The 7,586-nt window shown below is 32.4% G+C and carries 8 protein-coding genes; 7 read left to right on the plus strand and 1 reads right to left on the minus strand.

The window, feature by feature from the left end:
• The first annotated feature begins 5 nt into the window (after nt 1-5).
• The 7 genes from rpsD to ACE3PD_RS00795 all read left to right on the plus strand — a co-directional run bounded on the left by rpsD (nt 6) and on the right by ACE3PD_RS00795 (nt 7,010).
• Nucleotides 6-611 (plus strand): 30S ribosomal protein S4, encoded by a 606-nt coding sequence (rpsD, locus tag ACE3PD_RS00765; RefSeq protein ID WP_374398590.1) that lies wholly within the window; start codon nt 6-8, stop codon nt 609-611.
• 21 nt (nt 612-632) lie between these two features.
• The gene (locus ACE3PD_RS00770) at nt 633-1,625 is read left to right on the plus strand and encodes a DNA-directed RNA polymerase subunit alpha (protein WP_231836132.1); all 993 of its coding nucleotides are present in this window, start codon (nt 633-635) and stop codon (nt 1,623-1,625) included.
• A 60-nt stretch (nt 1,626-1,685) separates the two neighbouring features.
• Nucleotides 1,686-2,171 (plus strand): 50S ribosomal protein L17, encoded by a 486-nt coding sequence (gene rplQ / locus ACE3PD_RS00775; protein ID WP_374398591.1) that lies wholly within the window; start codon nt 1,686-1,688, stop codon nt 2,169-2,171.
• A gap of 96 nt (nt 2,172-2,267) precedes the next feature.
• Nucleotides 2,268-2,945 (plus strand): hypothetical protein, encoded by a 678-nt coding sequence (locus ACE3PD_RS00780; protein ID WP_374398592.1) that lies wholly within the window; start codon nt 2,268-2,270, stop codon nt 2,943-2,945.
• A 111-nt stretch (nt 2,946-3,056) separates the two neighbouring features.
• Nucleotides 3,057-4,166, plus strand: a complete 1,110-nt coding sequence (carA, locus tag ACE3PD_RS00785) for a glutamine-hydrolyzing carbamoyl-phosphate synthase small subunit (protein ID WP_374398593.1) — start codon at nt 3,057-3,059, stop codon at nt 4,164-4,166.
• 100 nt (nt 4,167-4,266) lie between these two features.
• Nucleotides 4,267-5,562 carry a phosphopyruvate hydratase gene (eno, locus tag ACE3PD_RS00790; RefSeq protein ID WP_374398594.1) on the plus strand — a complete coding sequence of 432 codons (1,296 nt, stop codon included), beginning with the start codon at nt 4,267-4,269 and terminating at the stop codon, nt 5,560-5,562.
• 164 nt (nt 5,563-5,726) lie between these two features.
• Nucleotides 5,727-7,010 carry a citrate synthase gene (locus ACE3PD_RS00795; protein WP_374398595.1) on the plus strand — a complete coding sequence of 428 codons (1,284 nt, stop codon included), beginning with the start codon at nt 5,727-5,729 and terminating at the stop codon, nt 7,008-7,010.
• Nucleotides 7,011-7,048: 38 nt separating this feature from the next.
• Here ACE3PD_RS00795 and ACE3PD_RS00800 read toward each other — a convergent pair whose 3' ends face one another.
• On the minus strand, nt 7,049-7,444 hold the full coding sequence (locus ACE3PD_RS00800; RefSeq protein WP_374398597.1) for a hypothetical protein: 396 nt from the start codon (nt 7,442-7,444) through the stop codon (nt 7,049-7,051).
• Between the last annotated feature and the right edge of the window lie 142 nt (nt 7,445-7,586).

Raw genomic sequence — 7,586 nt, forward strand, 5'->3', positions numbered from 1 at the left:
TTAAAATGGCAAGATATACTGGTCCAAAAACAAAAATTGCTCGTAAATTTGGCGAAGCAATCTTCGGAGATGATAAAGCCTTCGAAAAAAGAAATTACCCTCCAGGGCAACATGGTTTAGCTAAAAAGAGAGGTAAAAAATCTGAGTATGCTGTTCAGTTAATGGAAAAGCAAAAAGCTAAATATACTTACGGTATTTTAGAAAAACAATTCAGAAACTTATTCCAAAAAGCATCTGCTGCTTCTGGAGTAACAGGTGAAATCTTATTACAATTATGTGAAGCTCGTTTAGATAACGTAGTTTACAGAATGGGTGTAGCTCCTTCTCGTAGAGCAGCTCGTCAAATTGTATCTCACAGACACATCACTGTTAATGGTGAAGTAGTTAATGTACCTTCTTACCACCTAAAACCAGGTGATAAAGTTGCTGTACGTGAAAAATCAAAATCTCTTGAAGCTATTGACCGTTCTTTAGCTGCATCTTCTCAAGTTTATGAGTGGATTACTTGGAATAATGATACTAAAGAAGGTACTTTCGTTTCTGTACCTCAAAGACTTCAAATTCCAGAAAACATTAAAGAACAACTAATCGTTGAGTTGTATAACAAATAATAATTGACATTAGTCGAACATATGGCAATATTTAATTTTCAAAAGCCCGATAAAGTTATCATGATCGATTCTACGGATTTCGAAGGTAAATTTGAATTTAGACCTTTGGAACCTGGTTACGGATTGACTGTTGGTAATGCACTTAGAAGAGTTTTGCTTTCTTCACTTGAAGGATACGCAATTACATCAGTAAGAATTGAAGGTGTAGAACATGAGTTCTCTACAATCGCTGGTGTTGTTGAAGACGTTACAGAAATTATCTTAAATCTTAAACAAGTACGTTTCAAACGTCAAATTGAAGATATTGATAATGAGTCTGTTTCTATCTCTCTTTCAGGTAAAGATAAGATTACTGCAGGTGATTTTCAAAAATTCATCTCTGGTTTTCAAGTTTTAAATCCAGATTTAGTAATCTGTAATTTAGACAGTAAAACATCTATCAACATGGAACTTTCTATCGAAAAAGGTAGAGGATATGTTCCTGCTGAAGAGAACAAAAAATCAAATGCTCCAATAGGAACAATTTTTACAGATTCTATTTACACACCAGTAAAGAATGTAAAATATGCTATTGAGAATTTCCGTGTGGAACAAAAAACGGATTACGAAAAATTAGTTTTTGAAATCATTACAGATGGTTCAATCCATCCTAAAGATGCATTAACTGAAGCTGCTAAGACGTTAATTCACCACTTTATGTTGTTCTCTGATGAAAGAATTACTCTTGAGGCAGATGAAATTGCTCAAACTGAGTCTTATGACGAAGAATCTCTTCACATGAGACAGTTATTGAAAACTAAATTAGTTGATATGGACTTATCTGTTAGAGCATTAAATTGTTTAAAAGCGGCTGAAGTTGATACATTAGGTGATTTAGTATCTTTCAACAAGAACGACTTAATGAAGTTCCGTAATTTTGGTAAAAAATCATTAACTGAATTAGATGAGTTAGTGGCAAATAAAAACCTAACTTTCGGAATGGATTTAACTAAATACAAGTTAGATAAAGAATAATTGCTTCATATTTTGCGCTCCGAAAGGATTGATGCAAGATGAAGATAAATAATAGACGTCATGAGACACGGAAAAAAATTCAATCATTTAAGTAGACAAAAAGGACATAGAGCTGCTATGTTAGCTAACATGGCTTGTTCTTTAATCGAACATAAGCGTATCAACACTACTGTTGCTAAAGCTAAAGCTTTAAAACAATTTGTTGAACCATTAGTTACAAAATCAAAAGAAGATACTACTCACAACCGTCGTATTTGCTTTTCTTACTTAAGAAACAAATATGCTGTTACTGAATTGTTCAGAGAAGTTGCTGCTAAAGTTGGTGACCGTCCAGGAGGATACACTCGTATCATCAAGTTAGGTAACCGTTTAGGAGATAATGCTGATATGGCAATGATCGAGTTAGTAGATTTCAACACATTGTATAATGGTGGTAAAAAAGAAGTTAAGAAAACTACTCGTCGTGGTAGAGTTAAAAAAGCTGAAGGAACTGCTCCTGAAGCTCCAGCTGCTGAAACTTCTGAAAATACTGAAGCTACAGAATAATCATGAAACCATTCATGTAAAAATAAGAAAGGATAAACTTTTTAAAGTTTATCCTTTTTTATAATATTTGATTTGTAATTTTTTTAACTACTAAATATGAAAAGTATATTTTTATCATTTTTATTGTTTTCATTCATTAATTTGTTTTCGCAGAACAATAAGTCTTCTTCTAATCCTGATTATAACACTAGTTTTACAGGGAATACTTCTAAAAATGGAATGTGGATTCCTGGACGGGTAGAGGATAAATCAATAGTTGGTTCTCAATATTTATTTAATTCGTGGAATGGTATGTATTCTATTGTGAATAAAATAGGAGAAAAGTTTAACTTGTTAAATCTAAATTATAACATTCATACAAAAACTTTAGAGTCAAAAGTTTCTAATGATTCTGTTTTTCAATTTGATTTGGATAAAATTGATTATATTATTGCATCTAAAAAAAAATATAAGATTCTAAACAATGAAATGTTTTTAGAGTTATTATGTAACGATAAGATTGATTTTTATAAATCTTTTAAAGTTATTGTTCAGGAGGCTACAAATAATCCACTAACTCAAACAGAATTAACTCCGAGGAGATATGTAGTTAAAAATGAATATAAAGTTTTTTATAATAAAGTTTTAGTCGATATTGGATTAAATAAAAAATCAATTTTTAATTTATTTGCTGACAAGAAAAATTTAATCTCTAAATATGTAAAAGAGAACAAGCTTTCATATTCAAATGAAGAAGATGTTGTTAAAATATTAAATTACATTTCAAATAATTGATTTAGAAAAAGGATAAACTTTAAAAAGTTTATCCTTTTTCTTGTTTTATAGAATTAAAGATTTTCTAAAAACAACTTTTATAACTAAATTTGCACCCACAACAACAACGCAATGAAATACAACAATCGTTCTAAGGCCGTTTTACTTCTTAAAGACGGTACAATTTTTCACGGAAAATCAATCGGAATTGAAGGTGTGACTTTTGGAGAAGTCGCTTTTAATACGGGAACTACAGGTTACCAAGAAATTTTTACTGATCCGTCTTACTTCGGACAAATCATGGTTACAACTAATGCTCATATTGGAAATTATGGTGTAAATGAGAAAGAAGTGGAATCTGATTCAGTAAAAATTTCAGGATTGGTTTGTAAAAACTTCAGCTTTAATTACTCACGCGAAGCTGCTACCGAAAGTTTGTTCGATTATTTAAGCAAACAAAATCTTATTGTAATTTCAGATGTTGATACAAGAGCATTAGTAAGTTATATCAGAGATAACGGTGCCATGAATGCTGTTATTTGTACTGATGGAACTCCAATTGAAGAATTAAAAGAAAGATTAGCTCAAGTTCCTGATATGAATGGTTTGGAATTGGCTTCTAAAGTTTCTACTAAAGAGCCTTATTTCTTTGGTGAAGAAACTGCAAAATATAAAATTTCGGCTTTAGATTTAGGAATTAAAACCAATATTCTTAGAAATCTAGCGAAGAGAGATTGCTACATCAAAGTTTTTCCATATAATGCTTCTTTTGAAGATTTGAAAGCATTTAATCCTGATGGTTATTTCTTATCAAACGGACCTGGTGATCCAGAACCTTTAGAAACTGCTCAAGAAGTAGCACGTCAAATTCTTAATGAGAATAAACCTTTATTTGGTATCTGTTTAGGACATCAAATCATTGGTTTAGCTAATGGAATTTCAACTTATAAAATGTTCAACGGTCACCGTGGAATCAATCATCCAGTAAAAAATGTGATTACTGGAAAAGGGGAAATCACTTCTCAAAATCACGGTTTTGCTATTGTGAGAGAAGAATTAGATAAACACCCTGATTTCGAATTAACACACGAACATTTGAATGACGGAACTGTGGCGGGAATGCGAATGAAATCGAAAAACTGTTTTTCAGTGCAATATCACCCAGAAGCAAGCCCTGGACCACACGATTCCAGTTATTTATTCGATCAATTTATCGAAAATATAAAAACTGCAGCTAACTAAAACGTTATCGTTTATAAGTTTTTTGAGTTTTTCAGTATCATTATAGTTTAAATTATAAATTTGTTATTATTCAATAAATAACAACTTAAAAAAATATAAAATGAGTATAATTATCAAAGTTCACGCTAGACAAATTTTAGATTCGCGTGGAAATCCAACAATCGAAGTTGATGTAGTTACAGATAATGGAATTTTAGGACGTGCAGCTGTTCCAAGTGGTGCTTCTACAGGAGAACATGAAGCAGTTGAATTACGTGATGGTGGAAAATCATACATGGGTAAAGGAGTTTTAAAAGCTGTTGAAAATGTGAATACCAAAATTGCTGAAGCTGTTGTAGGATTGTCTGTTTTTGAGCAAAATTTGATCGACAAAACAATGATTGAATTAGACGGAATAGCAAATAAATCGAACTTAGGAGCAAATGCTATTTTAGGTGTTTCTTTAGCAGTTGCAAAAGCTGCAGCAAATGAATTAGGTATGCCATTATATCGTTACGTTGGTGGCGTTTCTGCTAATACGTTACCAGTTCCAATGATGAACATCATTAATGGTGGTTCTCATTCTGATGCTCCAATCGCATTTCAAGAATTCATGATTATGCCTGTCAAAGCAAAAGATTTTACTCATGCGATGCAAATGGGAACTGAAATTTTCCACAACTTGAAAAAAGTATTACACGATAGAAATTTATCTACTGCAGTAGGTGATGAAGGTGGATTTGCTCCAAATTTAGCTGGAGGTACTGAAGACGCTTTAGATTCTATCAAATTAGCAGTTACCAATGCAGGTTATACTTTTGGTGATGATGTAATGATTGCTTTAGACTGTGCAGCTTCAGAGTTTTATGTAAACGGAAAATACGATTACACTAAATTTGAAGGAGAAACAGGAAAAATCAGAACTTCTGAAGAACAAGCATCTTATTTGGCAGAATTGACAGAAAAATATCCAATCATTTCTATCGAAGACGGAATGTACGAAGACGATTGGGAAGGTTGGAAACTGTTAACTGAGAAAATCGGAGATAAAGTGCAATTAGTTGGAGACGATTTATTCGTAACAAACGTAGAGAGATTATCTCGCGGAATTAGTCAATCAATCGCTAATTCAATTTTGATTAAAGTAAACCAAATTGGAACGTTAACAGAAACGATTGCGGCTGTAAACATGGCTCATAACGCTGGATACACTTCAGTAATGTCGCACCGTTCTGGAGAAACAGAAGATAACACGATTGCAGATTTAGCAGTTGCTTTGAACTGTGGACAAATCAAAACAGGTTCGGCTTCACGTTCAGATCGTATGGCAAAATACAATCAATTATTACGCATTGAAGAAGAATTAGCAGATGTGGCTTATTTTCCAGGTGTTAATGCTTTCAAAGTAAAAAAATAATTACTTTTAAATATCGTTTAAAATCCTGTTGTAGTATTTTACAACAGGATTTTTTATGTATATTATTTAACCATAAATTATAATTATTTTCTTTATTGTTAGCGGATTATTTGTTAAATTCGCAAAATACATAAATATTTATCAAAAAAACACATTATAACAATATGTCAAAAACTGCAATATTAGAGCTTGATGGCAAAAAGTATGAGTTCCCTGTAATCGTAGGGACTGAGAATGAGGTTGCTATCGACATAGACAAGTTGCGTAGTGCATCTGGTGCTATTACAATTGATCCGGGTTATAAAAACTCAGGTTCATGTACAAGTGAGATTACTTTCTTAGATGGTGAAGAGGGAATTTTACGTTACAGAGGATATTCTATTGAAGAGTTAGCCGATAAAGCTGATTTCTTGGAAGTTTCTTATTTGTTAATTTTTGGTGAGTTACCAACAGCTGCTCAATTAACAAAATTTGAAAATGATATCCGTAAATATACATTGGTTAATGAGGAAATGAAAAACATCATTGATGGTTTCCCTAAAACAGCTCATCCAATGGGTGTTTTAGCTTCATTAACAAGTGCATTAACAGCATTTAATCCAAAATCTGTAAATCCTCATAACGAAAAAGAAATGTATGAGGCGGTTTGTAAAACTATGGGTAAATTCTTAGTAATTGCTACATGGACTTACAGAAAAACTATGGGTTATCCATTAAATTATTACGATAATACTAAAGGTTACGTTGAAAATTTCATGCGTTTAATGTTTGAATTACCAACTGGACCTTACAAAGCAGATCCAAAAGTTGTAGCTGCTTTAGATAAATTATTCATCTTACACGCAGATCACGAACAAAACTGTTCTACTTCTACAGTAAGAATCGTTGGTTCTTCTCATGCTGGTTTGTTTGCTTCAATTTCTGCTGGAGTTTCTGCGCTTTGGGGACCACTTCACGGAGGAGCTAACCAAGCGGTATTAGAAATGTTACAAGAAATCCATGACAATGGAGGGGATGTTGCTAAATTCGTTTTAAAAGCAAAAGATAAAGACGATCCATTCCGTTTAATGGGATTCGGTCACCGTGTTTACAAAAACTTTGATCCAAGAGCAACGATCATTAAAAAAGCAGCTGATGATGTATTAAACTCATTAGGAGTTGATGATCCATTATTAGATATCGCAAAACAATTAGAAAAAGTAGCTTTAGAAGACGAATATTTCAAATCAAGAAACTTATATCCAAACGTAGATTTCTATTCAGGAATTATCTACAGAGCTATGGGTATTCCAGTTGAAATGTTTACTGTTTTATTTGCTATTGGTCGTTTACCAGGTTGGATTGCTCAGTGGAAAGAAATGAGAGTTAATAAAGAACCAATTGGTCGTCCAAGACAAGTTTACACAGGTTATACATTACGTCCTTTCAAAGAAGTGAAAGACAGATAATATTCAAAATAAAAATCCACTCATTTGAGTGGATTTTTTTATTCAGTTGGTTTTACTTCTTCGTTTATTTCGATAGGAGGTGTTTCGCTTTTAATAGAGGCTTCAACTTCTGTAGTTGTAGTTTCAACTGCTTCTTTTTTGAGTTCCAAAGATTCTTTTAAGTTGTGTGCTTTTTCTTCAACCCAACCCGCAGCTTCGGCTGTTTTTTCTTTAGCGACATCAACAAATTCGTTTACTTTTTCAGGCACACCCATTTCTTCCAATTTGTCTGAAACTTTTTCGGCTACATTTTCAACTGTTTCTTTTACATCTTCGGCTACATCTGCAGCTTTTTCAGCTACATTTTCTGCAACTTCACTTAAATTTTCTTTAGCTATTTCTGCTTTCTCTTTAGCTTTTCCAAAAAGAGAACTGAAAAAATTTGATAATCCCATGATCACTACTATCCGAAAGTTTTTCAAAAATAGAAAAAAAACTTCTGTATCCCTTTGTTTATATGCTTAATTTTGTTTGATTGATAAAATTATCTGTTGAAAAAATGTTTTTTTCTGGTGGTTTTTCAGCTTTTTTTACAAT

The organism is Flavobacterium sp. (genome assembly GCF_041911335.1).
Classification (GTDB): domain Bacteria; phylum Bacteroidota; class Bacteroidia; order Flavobacteriales; family Flavobacteriaceae; genus Flavobacterium.